We start from the raw sequence: 428 nt of genomic DNA, 5'->3' as shown, positions 1-428 counted from the left end.
AACCAGACTCGGATACCAACTCCCGCGCGGTGCCAATTTACCGCACCGCTTCATTCGTTTTCAACTCCACGGAGCATGCGGCAAATCTCTTCGCACTGAAGGAACTGGGGAATATCTACTCACGGTTGATGAACCCTACCAATGATGTATTGGAAAAGCGTATCGCTCTCCTCGAAGGAGCACCAGAGATGGGCGGGCTTGCTCATTCCTCCGGAACCGCGGCGATTTTCAACACCATCATCAATCTCGCCGAAGCTGGTGACAACATTGTTTCCGCGCGCAATCTATACGGCGGCACATACACCCAATTCGCAAATATCCTGCCACAGCTGGGGATTGAAGTTCGCTTGGTAGACTCGAACGATCCGGCAAATTTCACTGCGGCGGCCGATGAGAAGACGCGTGCATTCTTCACTGAAACAGTCTCA

The 428-nt window shown here is 52.6% G+C and carries 1 protein-coding gene; it reads left to right on the top strand.

Translation table 11 applies throughout. From position 1 onward, the window contains the following. Positions 1-428 (top strand): PLP-dependent transferase (locus ACFSSA_RS06830; protein WP_386819574.1); only part of this gene is annotated, 428 nt, incomplete at both ends.

Source organism: Luteolibacter algae, assembly GCF_042683045.1.
GTDB classification, from domain to species: Bacteria; Verrucomicrobiota; Verrucomicrobiia; order Verrucomicrobiales; family Akkermansiaceae; genus Luteolibacter; species Luteolibacter algae.
Note: the sequence above shows the minus strand (reverse complement) of the source record. Positions and strands in the feature narration are given on the sequence as shown.